Origin of the sequence: Kitasatospora sp. NBC_01250, assembly GCF_036226465.1 — a bacterium.
In the GTDB taxonomy this organism is placed as follows: Bacteria; Actinomycetota; Actinomycetes; order Streptomycetales; family Streptomycetaceae; genus Kitasatospora.
The window spans coordinates 4,369,657-4,386,182 of sequence record NZ_CP108476.1 but is presented as its reverse complement, the minus strand read 5'-3'; the positions used below and the strand labels follow the sequence as shown (position 1 = coordinate 4,386,182).

The 16,526-nt window shown below is 75.7% G+C and carries 11 protein-coding genes and 1 tRNA gene; 3 read left to right on the top strand and 9 right to left on the bottom strand.

Annotation, left to right across the window (positions count from 1 at the left end; translation table 11 throughout):
* Positions 1-5 precede the first annotated feature (5 nt).
* Both OG500_RS18125 and OG500_RS18120 read right to left on the bottom strand, forming a co-directional pair.
* Positions 6-1,817 (bottom strand): S9 family peptidase, encoded by a 1,812-nt coding sequence (locus OG500_RS18125; protein ID WP_329581530.1) that lies wholly within the window; start codon positions 1,815-1,817, stop codon positions 6-8.
* A gap of 123 nt (positions 1,818-1,940) precedes the next feature.
* Positions 1,941-2,309 carry a nuclear transport factor 2 family protein gene (locus tag OG500_RS18120; RefSeq protein ID WP_327067717.1) on the bottom strand — a complete coding sequence of 123 codons (369 nt, stop codon included), beginning with the start codon at positions 2,307-2,309 and terminating at the stop codon, positions 1,941-1,943.
* Positions 2,310-2,419: 110 nt separating this feature from the next.
* Between OG500_RS18120 and OG500_RS18115 the strand changes: the two genes are divergently transcribed.
* Positions 2,420-5,149, top strand: a complete 2,730-nt coding sequence (locus OG500_RS18115; protein WP_327067716.1) for a helix-turn-helix transcriptional regulator — start codon at positions 2,420-2,422, stop codon at positions 5,147-5,149.
* 43 nt (positions 5,150-5,192) lie between these two features.
* On the opposite strand, the gene OG500_RS18110 is transcribed toward OG500_RS18115, so the two are convergent.
* Both OG500_RS18110 and OG500_RS18105 read right to left on the bottom strand, forming a co-directional pair.
* Entirely contained in the window at positions 5,193-5,921 is a 729-nt protein-coding gene (locus OG500_RS18110) for a TetR/AcrR family transcriptional regulator (protein WP_327067715.1), read from the bottom strand.
* A 292-nt stretch (positions 5,922-6,213) separates the two neighbouring features.
* Positions 6,214-10,320 carry a type I polyketide synthase gene (locus OG500_RS18105; RefSeq protein ID WP_329581526.1) on the bottom strand — a complete coding sequence of 1,369 codons (4,107 nt, stop codon included), beginning with the start codon at positions 10,318-10,320 and terminating at the stop codon, positions 6,214-6,216.
* Positions 10,321-10,937: 617 nt separating this feature from the next.
* Between OG500_RS18105 and OG500_RS18100 the strand changes: the two genes are divergently transcribed.
* Positions 10,938-11,522: a hypothetical protein gene (locus OG500_RS18100; protein WP_329581523.1), complete on the top strand. Its 585-nt coding sequence runs from the start codon at positions 10,938-10,940 to the stop codon at positions 11,520-11,522.
* Positions 11,523-11,537: 15 nt separating this feature from the next.
* Here the strand turns inward: OG500_RS18100 and OG500_RS18095 are convergent, their stop codons facing one another.
* The 5 genes from OG500_RS18095 to OG500_RS18075 all read right to left on the bottom strand — a co-directional run bounded on the left by OG500_RS18095 (position 11,538) and on the right by OG500_RS18075 (position 15,660).
* Positions 11,538-12,458: an N-acetylglucosamine kinase gene (locus tag OG500_RS18095; RefSeq protein ID WP_327067712.1), complete on the bottom strand. Its 921-nt coding sequence runs from the start codon at positions 12,456-12,458 to the stop codon at positions 11,538-11,540.
* Positions 12,455-13,402: an N-acetylmuramic acid 6-phosphate etherase gene (locus OG500_RS18090; RefSeq protein ID WP_329581520.1), complete on the bottom strand. Its 948-nt coding sequence runs from the start codon at positions 13,400-13,402 to the stop codon at positions 12,455-12,457. The genes OG500_RS18095 and OG500_RS18090 overlap by 4 nt, the downstream gene beginning before the upstream one ends.
* Before the next feature lie 114 nt (positions 13,403-13,516).
* Positions 13,517-14,296 (bottom strand): ABC transporter ATP-binding protein, encoded by a 780-nt coding sequence (locus OG500_RS18085; protein WP_329581517.1) that lies wholly within the window; start codon positions 14,294-14,296, stop codon positions 13,517-13,519.
* 269 nt (positions 14,297-14,565) lie between these two features.
* A tRNA-Pro gene (locus OG500_RS18080) sits at positions 14,566-14,639 on the bottom strand.
* 76 nt (positions 14,640-14,715) lie between these two features.
* A complete protein-coding gene (locus OG500_RS18075; RefSeq protein ID WP_327067709.1) occupies positions 14,716-15,660 on the bottom strand; it encodes a metallophosphoesterase in 945 nt (314 codons plus the stop codon).
* A 347-nt stretch (positions 15,661-16,007) separates the two neighbouring features.
* On the opposite strand from OG500_RS18075, the gene OG500_RS18070 reads away from it, so the two are divergent.
* Positions 16,008-16,466 carry a GatB/YqeY domain-containing protein gene (locus tag OG500_RS18070; protein WP_329581513.1) on the top strand — a complete coding sequence of 153 codons (459 nt, stop codon included), beginning with the start codon at positions 16,008-16,010 and terminating at the stop codon, positions 16,464-16,466.
* Positions 16,467-16,526: the final 60 nt, after the last annotated feature.

Sequence of the window (16,526 nt, the reverse complement as noted above, 5' to 3'; positions counted from 1 at the left end):
CCCGGCTACACCCCCAGGTGCCGCAGGGCGAAGTCGATCTCCAGGCGCAGCTGCTTGATCCGCTCGTCGACCACCAGCGAGCCGTGCCCGGCCTCGTACCGGTACACCTCGTGCGGCAGGCCCAACTGCTCCAGCCGGGCCACGTAGTTCTCGATCTGGCGGATCGGGCAGCGCGGGTCGTTGAGTCCCGCGCTGAGGTAGACCGGCGCCCGCACCTGATCGACGTAGGTCAGCGGCGAGGAGGCCAGCCAGCGCTCGGGGACCTCCTCGGGCGTGCCGCCGAAGAGCGTGCGGTCCAGCGACTTGAGCGCCTCCATCTCGTCCTGGTACGCGGTCAGGTAGTCCGCGACCGGGACGGCGGCCAGGCCCAGCGACCAGTTCTCCGGCTGGGTGCCCAGGCCCAGCAGGGTGAGGTAGCCGCCCCAGGAGCCACCGGAGAGCACCAGGCGCTCGGGGTCGGCCAGGCCCTCGGCCACCGCCCAGGCGCGCACCGCGGCGATGTCCTCCAGCTCGATCAGGCCCACCCGCTCGCGCAGCGCGTCCGTCCAGGCCTGGCCGTAGCCGGTGGAGCCGCGGTAGTTGACCCGCACCACCGCGAAGCCGTGGTCCAGCCAGGCGGCCGGCCCCGCGGCGAAGGAGTCGCTGTCGTGGTGGGTCGGGCCGCCGTGGACCTCGAAGACGGTCGGGTACGGGCCGGGCCCGGCGGGCCGCTGGACCAGCGCGTGCACCCGCCCGCCCGGCCCCTCGACCCAGACGTCCTCGACCGGCACCGAGCGCGGCGGCACCGAGCCGGGCGCCCGCAGCACCACGGAGCCCGCCGTGGAGCGGACCACCGAGGGCTCGGCCGCGGAGGACCAGAGGAACTCCACGGTGCCGTCGGGGCGGGCGGTGGCGCCGGCCACCGTGCCGCGCGGGGTCTCCAGCCGGGTCAGCGCGCCGGTGGCGAGCTCGTAGCCGAACAGCTCGCTCCGGGCCTCGAACTCGTGCTCGATCAGCAGGCCGGTGGCGTCCGGGAACCACTGGGCCGAGACGTCGCCGGGCAGCTCGCGGCCGTCCTCGGTGCGCAGCGGCAGGTCGGTCTCCATGCCGGTCAGCGGATCCCAGAGGATCGGCTCCCAGCGGCCCCGGCGCTGGTGGGCGACGAGCAGCCGGTTGTCGCCGGGGGCCGGGGCGAAGCCCAGGCAGCTCAGCCCGCTGGGCTCGGGGCGGCCGGTCACGTCGTCCAGCTCGGCGACGGTCGCGCCGTCGGCGCAGCGCAGCACCCGGATCGCGCTGTGCATCGCGTCGCCGTGCTCGGTGTGGTCGACGGCCAGCAGCGCCGAGTCGTGGGACAGGTCGCCGACCCCGCCGTACTCGGCGTGCCGGTAGATCTCCACCGGCTCGACCGCACCGGGGCGCCGCAGGTACAGGGTGGTGCCGTCCTCGTCGGTGGAGCGGCCGACCACCACGGTGCCGTCCCGGCCCAGCGCCAGCCCCGCCTCGTAGGAGGGGGCCAGGCCCGGCACGGCCGGCTCGTCGGGGCCGCCGGTGAAGGGCTGGCGGCGCCAGACGCCGTACTCGTCGCCGTCGGTGTCGTCGAACCACCAGACCCACTCGCCGTCGGGCGTCAGGCAGGCGTCGGTGGTACCGCTCGGCCGGTCGGTGACCTGCCGGTGGGTACCGGCGGCCCGGTCCCAGGCGTAGACCTCGAAGGTGCCGGAGGCGTTCGAGACGTACAGCGAACGCTCCGGGGCGTCGTCCGCCCAGTCCGGAAGGGACACCCGTGCCGCCCGGAAACGCTGCTCCCAGGCCGGCACATCGTTCTTCTCGCTACTCATTCGCCTCACTCTGGCACGGGTCCCGGCGGTCCCGGAACCAGGGGCCGCCTTCCGCGGCGGCCGGTGGGCGATCCCGGCCGCCGAGCGCCGACGGAGCAGGTGGGGCACCGGGTGGCGGTCGCCCTAGGCCGCGGGGACCTTGTCCAGGAAGCCGAGCACCGAGGCGATCAGGCCGTCCTCGGTGGCGACCAGGACGTCGAAGCCGACCACCAGCGCCTCGGCGCCGGCCGGACCGAGGTCCCAGGTGAAGCGGCCGATCCGGTGGTGGGCGTCCACCCCGTTCGCCCCCAGGGTGAAGACCAGGCCGGGGAACTGGGCCTGCACGGCGCCGATGGTGGCGTCGATCGCGTCCCGGCCCGCCGCCTCGACCAGCGGGTCGGTGTAGGTCGCGTCGGCGGCCCAGTAGGTGTCGATCAGCTTGCGGCGGGCCTCGGCGTCGGTCTCGTTCCAGGTGGCGAGGTACTGGGCGGCGAGGTCCTGAATGTTCGTCATGTTCCTGCTCCTCTTCGGATTCTCCGTGCTTCGCGGCGTTTCCCGCTGGTCAAAAAGGTAGGCCGGATCCGGGGCGGTGGAATCGGTCACGCATAGGTAGGGTTCGACCCATGCTGTACGGAAGGTCAGGGGAGCAGGCCGCCGTCGAGGAGTTGCTGACGGGGGCACGGGAGGGCCGCAGCGGGGTGCTGGTGCTGCGCGGCGAGCCGGGGATCGGCAAGAGCGCTCTGCTGGAGTACGCCGCCGAGCGGGCGTCGGCCGGGTTCGGGGTGCTGCGGGCCACCGGGGTGGAGAGCGAGGCGGACCTGCCGTTCGCCGGGCTGCACCTGCTGCTGGGACCGGCGCTGCCGCTGCTGCCGGGGCTGCCCGCGCCGCAGCGCCGGGCGCTGGAGGCGGCCTTCGGGCTGGCCGAGGGGACGGGACCCACCGACCGGCTGCTCAGCGGCCTGGCCACGCTCGGGCTGCTGGCCGAACTCGCCCAGCAGCAACCGCTGCTCTGCCTGGTCGACGACGCGCAGTGGCTGGACCACTCCTCCGCCGACGCGCTGCTGCTGGCGGCCCGGCGGCTGGGCAGCGAGGGCGTGGCGCTGCTCTTCGCGGCCAGGGACGGGGAGGGGAGCTTCCCCGCCCCCGGGCTGCCCGAGCTGCGCCTGGCCCCGCTGGAGCCCTCGGCCGCCGCCAAGCTGCTGGCGGCCCGCGCCGACGAGGCGGCCGGCGTGGGCCTGCGCTACCGGGTGCTGGCCGAGGCGCAGGGCAACCCGCTCGCGCTCACCGAGCTGCCCCTCGCGCTGGCCGCCGCGCCCTCCCCGGGGGCCGGCGAGCTGGCGCTCACCAGCCGGCTGCGGCAGGCCTTCCACGGCCAGGTGGCCCGGCTGCCCGCGCCGAGCCGGACCCTGCTGCTGGTGGCCGCCGCCGAGGAGAGCGGCGAGCTGGCCACCGTGCTGCGGGCCGCCGAGATGCTCGGGGCCGGGCCGGCGGACCTGCTGCCCGCCGAGCGGTCCGGGCTGCTGAGCCGCACCCAGGACGGCCGTTACGCGCTGCGCCATCCGCTGCTGCGGGCCGCGATCCTGGACGGCGCGCCACTGGACCAGAAGCTGAGCGGCCATCGGGCGCTGGGCGCGGTGCTGCAGGCCGACGGCGAACTGGACCGGGGCACCTGGCACCTCGCGCAGGCCGCCACCGGGCCGGACGCCGAGCTGGCCGAGGCGCTGGAGGGCGCCGCCCGGCGGGCGGCGGCCCGCGGCGGGCACGCCGGTGCGGCCGCCGCCTACGAGCGGGCCGCCGGGCTCGCCGACGACCGCGAGACGGTCGTCCGCTGTCTGCTGATGGGCGCCGAGTCGGCGCTGGACGCGGCCGAGGCCGAGCGGGCCCGCTCACTGGCGCTGCGCGGGGCCGAACTGGCCGAGGACGCGCTGACCCTGGCGGTGCTCGACTGGGTGCGGGCCACCACGGAGTTCTGGCGCGGCGGCTACCAGGAGGCGCACCGGCTGCTGCTGCGCGCCGCCGACCGGAAGATCCCCGCGCCGCTGGCCGCCCGGGCGCTGCTCCAGGACTTCCACATCGCCTGGTACCTGGGCGAGCGGCAGGTCGTCGAGGTGCTGGAGCTGATGGCGGCGCTCGACCTGCCGGCCGAGGACGCCACCGCCCCGCTGGTCGGCTACCTGCGCTCGGCCGTCGGGCCGGTCTTCGGCCACCAGGCGCCGCCCGGCGTCACGTTGGCCGAGGCCGCCACCCGGGCCAGGGCGGCCGGCGCGGACAGTCCGCGCGATCTGGTGCAGCTCTGCGGGGCCGCGCTGGTGCCCGGAGCGGACGCGCAGACCCTGGCGCTGGCCGTCGAACTGATCGACGAGGCGCGCACCGTCGGGGCGATGGGCCTGCTGCCCACGCTGCTCTTCTTCCGGGCCGAGGCCGAGCTCTTCCACGGCCGGCACCGGGACGCCGAACTCGCCGTGGCCGAGGGCCTGGCGCTGGCCCGGGACACCGCGCAGCCCCAGTGGGTCAGCCAACTGTGCGCGCTGGACGCCTATCTGGCGGCGCTGCGCGGCGCGGACGAGCTGGTCGGGCAGCGGGTCGCCGAGGCGCTCGCGGACCAGGTGAGCACCTGGGGCGGCCCGGCGGCCGGCACCTCCTGGAGCCAGTGGGCGCTGGCCGTCCACGACTTGGGCCAGGGGCGGGTGGCCGAGGTGGTGGAGCGCCTGGAGCCGCACACCGCGGGCGCCCACCGGCACCACGTCTCGGCGATCCGCACCGTGCCCGACCTGGTGGAGGCGGCGGTGCGGCTGGGCCGGCCGGAGCGGGCCGAGGCCGCCTTCGAGCGGTTCGAGGCCTGGTCGGCCCGGAGCGGCTCGCCCGACTGGAGCCGGGCGCTGGTGCTGCGCTGCCAGGCGCTGCTCGGGCCGGCCGAGCTGGCCGAGTCGGGCTACCTGGCGGCGCTGGAGCTGCACGAGGGGACCGGGCGGCCGTTCGAACTGGCCCGCACCAGCCTGCTGTTCGGGGAGTGGCTGCGCCGCGACCGGCGCAAGACCGAGGCCCGGGCCCGGCTGCGGGCCGCCCTGGAGATCTTCGAGCGGCTCGGCGCGCTGCCCTGGGCCGAGCGCGCCCGCAGCGAGCTGGGCGCGGCCGGCGACACCGCCCCGGTGGCCGCGCTCTCGGGGCCGCTGGCCGGACTGACGCCGCAGGAGGAGCAGATCGCCCGACTGGCGGCCAAGGGGCTGTCGAACCGGGAGATCGCCGCCCAGCTCTTCCTCAGCCCCAGGACCGTGGGGCACCACCTCTACAAGGCGTACCCGAAGCTGGGCATCGCCTCGCGCGGTCAACTCGCGGACCTGATCGCCGCCTGAGGCGGCGCCAGGTCACGATCCAAACAATTGTACTGACTGCCCGTCAGGCGCTGGCGACGGACTGTGCCGCGGCCCGGCGGATCGGCGCCGCCTTGGACAGCTGGGCCTGCGGCGCCTGCAGCTGGGCGGACTTGATCGCCTGGGCGTGCGCGGGGGCACCGAGGCCGCTGAGCAGCAGCCGCAGGATGGCGAGCAACTCCTCGGTCAGCGCGCTGGTGTGGGTGGTCTCCGGCTCGCTCACCCAGCGGTAGAGCGCGCCCAGGTAGACGTCCCGCAGCACGTTGCCGACCTGTGCGGGCACCAGGTCCGGGCTCAGCTCGCCCTGGGCGATGCCGGACTTGACGATCTGGGCGAAGATGTCCGCGACGTACGGCTCCTCCAGTATCGGCCGCCCGGCCTTGACCCAGGCGGTCAGCATGGCGACCGTCAGGTCGTGCTCCTCCTGGTTGAGCTGGCCGAGCGCGGTCACGCAGCGGGTCAACTGCTCGATCGGGCTGGAGCCCTGGGTCTGCGCCTCGGCCAGCACCGTCACCAGGTCCCAGCGGCGCCGCTCGGTCCAGGCGCTGATCAGGTCTTCCTTGCGCTGGAAGTAGTTGAAGAAGGTGCCGCGTGCGACGTCGGCGCGCTCGGCGATCTCGTCGATCGAGGTGTGGTCGTAGCCCTTGTCGACGAAGAGCTCGACGGCCGCGGCGTACAGGCGCTCCCTGACCCTCTGCTTGTTGCGCTCACGTCGGCCGATGGCGGGCGCTGCGGTTGGCGGACGCGGGTCCATGGCGTGTCTCCATCTCGACGTACATCTCGACCCCCCGCCGCGGGTGCGGGCGGACTGGGCAGTGGGCGACGGTGTCGGGTCAACCACGGGAGGTTCGTGCAGGTGACGGGTCAGGTGGTTGGTACGGTCACGATTTTTATACCACGGTCTAACTATTGGCCGCAGGCTTCCGAAGGATCTCGGCCCGGTCGGGCGGCGTGCGCCGGGTCACTACGTCATGTCCTGCGCGCCCCCGCCCGCCCGGCAGCGGATGCTCCGTCAGAAACACCGCACCGGGCGGGCGTCGGCCGGATCAGCCGCCGGTGGCCGCCGGGTCGGTCAGCGACCGGCGCAGGTCGGCCAGGCTCTCGTTGCCGAGCAGCCGGCCCGCGGTCAGCTCGATGCCGTGCTCCCGGCGCAGCTGCTGGCTGAGCCGGGTGGCGGCCAGCGAGTCCAGGCCCTGCTCGCGCAGCGGACGCCGCTGGTCGAGGGCGCCCGGGGTGAGGCCGAGCATCGACGCGGAGCCCGCCAGCAGGGGGTCACCGACCGGCCCGGCGGCAGCGGGCGCGGGCAGCGCGGGCGGGACGGCGGCGGCCGGTGCCGGTGCGGACGGCACGGCGGCCGGTGCCCAGGGTGCGGGTGCGCCCGGCCCCGCCGCCTTGAGCGTGCGGCCGGCGGCCCTGCGCACGCCCCGCCCGGCGCGCCCGCCCGCGATGGCCGGCCCGCGGCGGGTGCCGAGGCCCGCCAACCCGGTCAGCCCGGTCAGCAGTGGCGCTGCCCCGACCTTGAGCAGCGTGGCGAGCGGCGCCGCCGAGTGCTCGGCGAGCCGCCCCAGGACCCCGGGCAGCCCGGCCGGCGCCGGCGCGTTCCCGGGCAGCGGCCGCAGCCGGATCCCGGTGAACCGGGCCAGCGGGTGCCCGTCCGGGTCGACCAGCAGGACGTCCGCCCGGGTGGCGTTGCCGAGCCCGTCCCAGGCGGTGACGGTCGCCAGGCTCCAGAACTCGTACGGCAGCGGGGCGAGGAACCGCGCCGAGGCCATGGCGGTCATCAGGAACCCGCGGCCCTCCTCGCCCGGTGCCCGGCCCGTCCAGGCCGCCAGCAGCGGCTGCAGCCCGGTCTCCCAGGAGCCGGGCTCGGGCGCCTTGGGCAGTCGCAGCCGGGCCACCGCCTCGCCCTTGCGGCGCCAGAGCTGCTCGACCGCGCGGAACGGCTCGCCGATCTCCACGCCCTGGCGGGCCGCCAGCTCGAGGAAGCCCTGCGCGCCGTGGTAGTCGTGGCAGCGGCCCAGGGCCTGGTCCACCACGCGCAGCGCGGTCAGCCGCGCGTCGTCGTCCACCGGGTGCAGCTCGGCCGAGGCGCAGTGCAGCGGTTCGGCGGCGCCCGGCAGCCGGGCCGCCACCGTCGCGGTGCGGGCCCCGCCGTCGACGGGGTCGGTGAGGGTGACCAGCAGCCCGATCCGGTCGGCCTCCTCGATCGGCAGGTAGGCGTCGGCGAGGACCACCTCGCGCAGCTCGTACTCGCGGGCCGGCCCGCTGCCCGGGTCGAGTTCCCGGGCGGCCTGGAGCATCGCGGCCAGGTGGACGGCCGGCGGCACCGGCGCGAGCCCGCGCACCGCCACCCCCGTACCCCAGTCACCGGCTCCCCAGTCGGCGAGTTCCACCTCCCAGGAGCGCGAGCGGGGCTGGTGCCGCACGCTCGTGCCGCGCCGCCCGGCGGGCCGCACGTGGCGCATCGCGTCCCACGGGTAGGCGGGCAGCGAGGTGACCACCGGCGGCGCGTCCGGGTACCAGCAGTGCCAGTCCACCCGGCCGCCGGCGACGAAGACCCGCCCGACCGTCCTGATCAGGTCCAGCACCCCGTCCTGGTCGCGGCGCAGCGTGGCCACCACGCCGCCCGCCAGCTGCTCGGCGTCCAGCGTCTCCTCGACGGCGGCGACCAGCAGCGGGTGCGCGCCGACCTCGACGAAGACGCTCTCGGCGGCCCGCGCCACCTCGGCGACGGTGCTGGTGAACCGGACCGGCCGGCGCAGGTTCGCCATCCAGTACTCGGCGTCGAGCTCCGGGCCGAGCAGCCGCTCGCCGCGCACCGTGGAGACCAGGGGGACCGTGCCCTCCACGGGCTGCAGGCCGTCGAGGGCGGCGAGCAGGTCGGGGCGCAGCGGGTCCATGTGCGGCGAGTGCGAGGCCACCGCCACCTGCACCTGGCGGCAGAGCACCAGACGCTCGGTCAGCGTCCGGGCGAGCTCGGCCAGCGCCGCCGCCTCGCCGGCCAGCACGGTGGCGGTGGGGGCGTTCTCGGCCGCGACGCAGATCCGGTCGCCGTAGTCGGCGATCGCCGCCCGCGCCCGGTCGGCCGAGAGCTCGACCACCAGCATGCCGCCGAGCCCGGCCTGGCGGTCCATCAGCGAGCTGCGCCGGCAGATCACGGCCGCCGCGTCCTGCTCGCTGAGGGCCCCGGCCGCCCGGGCCGCCGCCACCTCGCCCATGCTGTGGCCGATCACCAGGTCGGGGGTGACGCCGCGCTCGGCCAGCGCGGCGGTCAGCGCCACCTGCGTGGCCCACAGGGCGGGCTGCACGGTGGCCATCCCGGTGGGGAAGTCGCCGCCCGGCTCGGCGGTGATCAGCTCGCGGACGCCGTGGCCGAGCTGGCCGTGGATCAGCTGCTCGCAGCGCTCCAGCGTGGCCGCGAAGGCGGGGGAGGCGGCGGCCAGCGCACGGCCCATGCCGGTCCACTGGGAGCCCTGCCCGGGGAAGACGAAGACGGTCTGCCGCTGCTCGGGCAGCCCGGCCGCGCCCTCGGTGAGACCGCCGTCCGCGATCGTCTCGCCGGCGGCCAGCGCGCGCAGCCGCGCGGCGAGCTCCTGGTGGCTCGTGCCGAGGGCCCAGAGGCGGAACGGGTGCGCGTCGCGCCGCAGCGCGGCGGTGGCGCACAGGGCGCGCAGCGGGTGCGCGGTGCCGGCGCCGCCGGGGGAGAGGTAGTCGGCCCAGTGCTCGGCCAGCCGGCGCAGCGCGGTCGCCGAGCGGGCGCTGAGCACCAGCAGCTGCGGCTCCTGCGGCTGCTGGTCCTGCGGCTGCGCCGCGCCGCCGTCCACCGCGCCGGGAGCGGATCTGAGGTCGGCCGGGACGGCACCGATCACCACGTGGGCGTTGGTCCCGGACAGACCGAAGGAGCTGACGCCGATCAGCGCCTCGGGGCCCTGCGGTTCGAGCGGCCGTGCCTCGGTCACCACCCGCAGCGGCGCGTCGGGCCCGGCCACCAGCCGGTGCGGCCGCTCCAGGTGCAGCGAGGCGGGGATGACGCCGTGCTGGGCGATCAGCACCGCCTTGATCAGCCCGGCCAGCCCGGCGGCGGCCTCGGCGTGGCCGAGGTTGGTCTTCACCGACCCGGTGAGCAGCGGTCGTCCGGCCGGCCGGCCCGGTGTCACCGCCTCGGCCAGCGCCCGCAGTTCGACGTCGTCGCCGACCGTGGTGCCGGTGCCGTGCGCCTCCACGTAGTCCAGCTGCGCCGGGCTGATCCCGGCGCTGCGGCAGGCCTCGCGCACCATCTCGACCTGGCCGGCCACCGAGGGCCGCAGCAGCAGGCCGCTGGCGGCGCCGTCGCTGGTGACGGAGCTGCCGTGCAGCAGGGCGAGCACGGGGTCGCCGTCGCGCAGCGCGTCGGGCAGCCGCTTGAGCACCACCGCGGCCACGCCGTCGCTGCGCACGTAGCCGTCGGCGCCGCCGTCGCCGAACCGGCAGGCCCCGCCGGGCGAGGCCATGCCGCCCTGCGAGTAGGCGATGGAGTCATAAGGGGAGAGGATCAGGTTGACCCCCGCGGCGATCGCCAGCTCGCACTCCCCGAGCTGCAGGCTCTGCCGTGCGGTGTGCACGGCGACCAGGGAGGAGGAGCAGGCGGTGTCGAGCACGATGCTCGGACCGCGGGCGTCCAGCGCGTAGGAGATCCGGCCCGCGGTGACGGCCCGCAGCCGGCTGCCCACCAGGTCGCGTATGTCGGGCTCGTCGCGGTCGGCCTCGTCGTTGTACTCGGCGGTCGCCTGACCGACGAAGACGCCGACCTGTCGGCCCGCCAGCGAGTTCGGACGCTGACCGCCCGCCTCCAGCGCCTCCCAGACCACCTGCAACAGGATCCGCTGCTGCGGATCCATCGCGCGTGCCTCGACCGGGGAGATACCGAAGAAGGCCGCGTCGAAAGCGAACGGATCGCGCACGAAACCGCCGTGCCGGGAGACGGTCCGTCCGGGCAGCCGGGGGGCCGGGTCGTAGGAGTCGTCGACGGCGAAGCGCTCGGCCGGGATCGCAGTCACCGCATCGACCTTGTTGACGAGGACGTTCCACAGGGCGTTGACCCCGTCGGCACCAGGGAAACGGCATCCCAGGCCGACGATCGCGATCGGGGTCCGGCTCGGCTGTGCTGTGTGCATGCGGCAACTCCAGCTTCGAGACATGGAAGAGTCCGCGCCCGAATCGAAGCGCGATCCAAAAATACATTCAAGGTCAAACTAGGACGGCCGATTTCCAGCCGTAACGCAGGGGTGGGCTCGACCACTCGACCGGTACAGGTATGTCACTTTTGGTCGGATTCTCAGCCGTAACTGATCGACTACAGGTCAAACTAATACTTGCGTACATCGATGGCTCGGTGTTTATGATTGCGCATCAGTCGACGGGTGCGGGCTGCTCGTCGCAGGATCGGTGCCCCGGTGGCGGCCGCTGCCGCGGATCATGGCGCGGCCGTGAGCCGACCCGGCCCCGGTCGCCGCTGCGTACCATCCCTCGGGTGCGTGTGCCCAGGTCAGCAAGGTCAGGCTGGAGCGGAGCAGGGGGAGCCGATGCGCACCACAGGCTTGAGGAAACCGGGCGGCGAGGTCGCGCCCGGCCCCGGCGCCGTCCCGCCGGGGCCGGGTGCCGGGTCGGCCGGCCGGCGCCCCGTCCGGCGCCCGGCCGCCGCCACGGCGACGGTGTCGCGGGGTTCGACCGCGGGGATGCGCCGTGGCCGGTTTACCACTGCTCCGATCGCTGCTGATGCGAGGTGCAGACCGTGGCTGTCGGGGTCGAGGTGAACGAGCCGCTGGCGCTGCGTCCCTGGGACTACCCGGAAGTGACCCGGATGCTGCTCGGCTCCGACGGCTCGACCTCGCTGCTGGAGTCGGTGGCCGGTGGCCGGCTGACCGCGGTGCTCGATCACGAGGAGGTGCTCGCGCCCGCCGCCGTCCCGACGGTGGTGCGCGAGGCGCTGGGCCTCGAGGACCCGGCCGCCCCGCTGCTGCTGCGGCTCACCCGGCTGGTCACCCGGGAGCGACTGACGGTCAGCAGCGACCGGGTCTACCTGGCGGCCCGGGACGCCAAGCGGCTGCTGCCATCGGACGACGTCCCGCTGCTGCGCTTCCTGGCCCGCGAACGGCTGTCGGTGCGGCGCCGGCCGCTCTCCTTCTCGGCCCGGCGCTGGCCGCACGGTCCCGCGCAGCGCTGGAGCGTGGGGCGGGACTACCTGATCGACTGCGAGGGCGACGCCCGGATCTGGGTCAGCGAGCAGTTCAGCCCGGACTACATCCCGGCCGCCGCCGCCCCGAGCCTGGGCCGTGCGCCCGACCTGGCGCCGCCGGTGGCCGGGGCCGACGGCTGATCAGCCGTCGCTCGATCAGCCCCCGCTGCCGGGCACCGGATCCGCCGCGGTGAGCGGCCGTGCGACGGCCCGCCGCGGCGCCCCGGCCAGCCGGGCCGCCGCGGCTGCCGGGTCCCCGGCCGGGTGGACCGGCCCGTGGTCGGCGAGCAGGGCGAGCAGCCGGTCGCGCACCGCACCGGGTGAGCCGGCCACCGAGCCCGCCAGCACCAGTGGATCGCCGGCCGCCGCGGTGGCCCGCACCAGCGCGGCCAGGTGCTCGGCGCCGGCCGCGGCCACCTCCAGCGCGGTCCGGTCCCCGACCGCCGCGGCGGCGTTGACCAGGGGCGCCAGCCGGGCCAGGCGTCGCGGCGGGCCCGCGTACGCCCAGGGCAGCAGCTCCGCGGGCCGCTGCGCGCCGCAGTGCTGCAGCACGGCCCGGCCCAACGGCCCGTCCGGCTCGGCGTGGGCACGGCGCAGCGCCTCGCGGCCCAGCCAGAACCCGCTGCCCTCGTCACCGAGCAGCCAGCCCAGCCCTCCGCTGACCCGCAGCACCTGACGATCGGCCACCCGGCTGCAGGCGGCGCCGGTGCCGGCGATCAGGACGGTGCCGGTGCCCGCGTCCGTCCCCGAGGCGAAGGCGGTCACCGCGTCCGGGAGGAGCTGCACCGCGGCGCCGAGCCCGAACGCGCTGCGGCAGCGCTCGGCGAAGGCGGCCGGGTCGGCCAGCGCCCGGTACCCGGCCAGGCCCACCGCGCAGCCCGCCACCGCACCGGGATCGAGCCCGCCCAGCGCCGCGCGGGCCGCCTCGGCCAGCCGCCGCACCGCGCCCTGGTCGCCCTGGCCGGTGGGATTGGCCCCCTCGGCCAGCGCCCGCCCGCGCTCGGCGCCCCCGGCGTCCAGCACCACGGCACGGGTCCAGCTGCCGCCGGCGTCCAGGCCGAGGAAGAGCGGGCTCACCCGGCGGCCCCGGTCAGCTCGCGCACCGCCGCCCACGGGTGACCCTGGCTGCGGGCCAGTGCCGCGCGGGCCTGCTCGACCGAGCACCCGCAGCTCAGCACGACCAGCGCGGTCGCGGTCTCGGCGGCACACCGCTCCAGGCAGTCGCGCGCCTCCTGCTCGGTCACCTGGCAGGCCGTCACCAGGGTCCGCACGGCGCGCGCGTGCAGCTTGGCGTTGCGCGCCGAGGCGGCCACCATCAGGTTCGACCAGGTCCGCCCGCTGCGCACCATCAGCGCGGTGGAGAAGGCGTTCAGCGCCAGCTTCTGGGCGGTGCCGGCCTTCATCCGGGTCGAGCCGGTGACCACTTCGGGCCCGGTGTCCAGCAGCACGTGCAGGTCGGCGAAGTCGGCGGCCGCCGCGTGCGGGTCCGAGGAGAGCAGGGCGGTCGCCGCGCCCACGGCGCGGGCCGCGCGCAGCGCGCCGATGACGTAGGGGGTGCGGCCACTGGCGGTGACGCCGATCACCAGGTCGCCGCGGACCGGCGGGTGCGGCTCGTCCGGGTCCGGCGCGTGGTCCTCGGCGTCCTCCCGGGCCACCGCCCCGGCCCGGGCGCCGCCCGCCAGGTGCCCGACGACCTGCTCGGTGCCCACCCCGTAGGTCGGGCCCAGTTCCACGGCGTCGCCGAGCGCGAGCCGCCCGCCCGTCCCCGCGCCGAAGTAGTGCACCCGGCCGCCCGCGCGCAGGGTGCGCAGCGCGAGTTCGGTCAGTTCGGTCAGCTCGGGGAGCGCGCCGCGCACCACGGCGGGCACGGTGGCGTCCTGATCGTTGATCAGCTCCAGGATCGCGCGGGTGTCGAGCCGGTCCAGCTCCAGGCTCGCGGGGTTGCGCCGCTCGGTGGGCGGCAGTGCGGCAAGCGGTGCTGCGGCGGCAGGTCGGACGGCGGACGGCTGATCGGTATCCATGGACACTCGGGCTCCGGATCGACGCGGCGGTGGCCGATCAAGTCTTCCAGCCGGCGCGCGGATCCGTCAGGGTCTGCGGGGCCGTCCCCGTCCCTGCGCGCCGCTCAGCGCCGCTCAGCGGCGCGCCGCCGCGGCGAACGCCCCGAGCCCGGCCCGGGCCCTGGCCCGCAGCACCCGCTCCTCCACGATCTGCCCGTCGCTCAGCACGATCACCCGGTCCGCCCAGTCGGCCAGGTCCGCCCCGTGGGTGCGGCTGGGCTCGCGGGTGACCATCACGGCGGCGGCCCCGGCGTCGCAGCGCCCGCGCAGCACCCGCAGCACGGCCTCGCCGGTGGCCGGGTCGACGGGGCCGGCGGGCTCGTCGGCCAGGATCAGCCGCCGCTCGCCGACCAGCGCGCGGGCGACGGCCACCCGCTGGCGCTGGCCGGCGGAGAGCTGGTCGGAGAACCGGTCGGCGAGGTGGCCGACGCCGAGCTCGGTCAGCGCGGCCAGCGCCTCGCGGCGGGCCTGCTCGTCGGTCAGCGCGCCCAGGTCGCGCGGCAGGGAGACGTTCTCGGCGGCGGTCAGCGCGGGCAGCAGGCCGAGGTCCCGGTAGACGTAGCCGATCGCGGAGCGCCGCAGCACGGCCAGCGCGCCGCGGGACAGCCCGCCCAGCTCCCGGCCCTCGAAGAGCACCTCGCCCGAGCAGGCCCGGTCCAGCCCGCCGGCCAGGCCGAGCAGCGTGGACTTGCCCGCGCCGTCGGCGCCCAGCACCGCGACGAACTCGCCCGGCAGCACCGTCAGGTCCACCCCGCGCAGGGCGTGCACCCGGGCCGCGTCGTGGCCGTGCACGCGGGTCACGCCGCGCAGTCGCAGAACCGGGTCCACGGTGGTTCGCGTCTGTGTGGTTGTCACTCCACGGCCCTCCTCGGTGTGGCTGCGGCGGCGACCGCGACGGTTCGACTGTGCGGGTGCGCGTCCGGCCTGTCTACCGGCCGATCGGCGCATACTGAGTATGTATACCCGGTATACAGCAGCTCATCAAGGCGTCCGTCCGGCGGCCCTGAACAGCCGTCATCGCGGCCCCGTCCGCAGCGCCGCCCGTTCGTCCCGCGGTGGCGACTGCCGTACAAAACGTCAGAGGGCCTACCGGATCTCTCCGATAGGCCCTCTGTACTACTGGGTCGGGGTGGCGGGATTTGAACCCACGGCCTCTTCGTCCCGAACGAAGCGCGCTACCAAGCTGCGCCACACCCCGGTCTTTCCTTTGTTGCTTCCGTCTCCGTCGCAACGAGTAGAACTCTATCCCATGCAGGTCAGGAGACGAAATCCGGTTATCGGAGGCGGGGGGTCAGGGTCATCAGGGTGGCCTCCGGAGGGCAGGCGAAGCGGACGGGGGTGTACCGATTGGTGCCGCAGCCTGCGGAGACGTGCAGGTAGGACTGCTTGCCGCCGGCCCGGTGGGTGGACAGGCCCTTGACCCGCTTGGCGTCCAGATCGCAGTTGGTGACCAGGGCGCCGTAGAAGGGGACGCAGAGCTGGCCGCCGTGGGTGTGGCCGGCCAGCACCAGCGGGTAGCCGTCGGCGGTGAAGGCGTCCAGGCTGCGCAGGTAGGGCGCGTGGACCACGGCCACCGACAGGTCGGCGTCGGCGGACGGGCCGCCGGCCACCGCGGCGTAGCGGTCGCGGCGGATGTGCGGGTCGTCCACACCGGTGAACTCGATGTCGAGCCCGGTCAGCGAGAGCCGGCCGCGGGCGTTGGTCAGGTCCAGCCAGCCGGCCGCGTCGAAGCCGTCGCGCAGCTTCTCCCACGGGTTGTGGACCGCGCCGGTGATGCCGGCCCGTCCGGTGCCGTCGGCGTTGTTGAGGCCGTGGTTGCCGCTGCTCAGCGCCTTGAGGTAGCGGGTGGGGCTCTTGCGGGCCGGGCCGTAGTAGTCGTTCGACCCGAAGACGTACACCCCGGGGAACTCCATCAGCGGGCCGAGCGCGTCCAGCGTGCTGGGTACGCCGAGCGGGTCGGAGAGGTTGTCGCCGGTGTTCACCACCAGGTCGGGCCGCAGCCCGGCCAGGCTCCGCAGCCAGTTCTGCTTCTTCTGCTGTCCGGTCACCATGTGGATGTCCGACACGTGCAGCACCCGCAGCGGCTTGGCGCCCCGCGGCAGTACCGGGACCTCCACGCGGCGCAGGCGGAACGAGCGGACCTCGTAGCCGGCGGAGTAGGCGAGCCCGGCGGCTCCGGTGGCGAGGACAGCGAGCGGGACGGAGTACAGCTTTCGCATCGGTCCATGGTCGCAGACCCGGCCTGTTCGGGAGAACCGGGCCTTCCCCCGCCCGCCTGACGCACTGTCGGCCGGTTGGCCCGCCGTGCGCCCGCCGGAGTGCGCCGCGGTGCCCCGGGCCGGGCGGACGACCTGCGCCGCCACCGGAAGGGCAGGCCGGCCCGGACCGCCGCGGGGTCCGCCGGGCCACTGGTCCACCCGGCGCACAACCGGTGCCCCGACCGGCTCGTACTGCGTCTGCTCGACCGCCCCGAAGGGGCCCGCCCCGGGCGGGCCCGAGGGCGCGCAGGGGAGCCGGACGGCGATATTCAGGGGCGTCGCGCCGTCCCGGATGTGAGGATTGGCCCATGACATCCCTCAAGGAGCGGCTGCGGGACGACCTGACGGCCGCCATCAAGGCTCGGGACGAGCTGCGCTCGTCCACCCTCCGGCTGACCCTGACCGCCGTCAACCGCGCGGAGGTGGCCGGCACCGAGAAGCGCGAGCTCACCGACGCCGAGGTGGTCCAGGTGGTGCAGGGCGAGGCGAAGAAGCGCCGGGACGCGGCGACCGCCTTCCAGGACGCCGGGCGGGCCGAGTCGGCCGAGCGCGAGCGCGCCGAGGGCGAGGTGCTGGCCGAGTACCTCCCCAGGCAGCTCGGTGACGAGGAGCTGGCCGCGATCGTCGCCGCCGCGGTGGCCGAGAGCGGGGCGAGCGGGCCGCAGGGCATGGGCGCGGTGATGAAGCTGGTCCGGCCGAAGGTCGAGGGCCTGGCCGAGGGCGGCCGGGTCGCCGCCGCGGTGAAGGCCGCACTGATCGGCCGTTAGGAGCGTGCCCGCGGCGCCGTGCGCCCGGGCAGCCGGAAAGGGCCCGGGGCCCCTGGACGA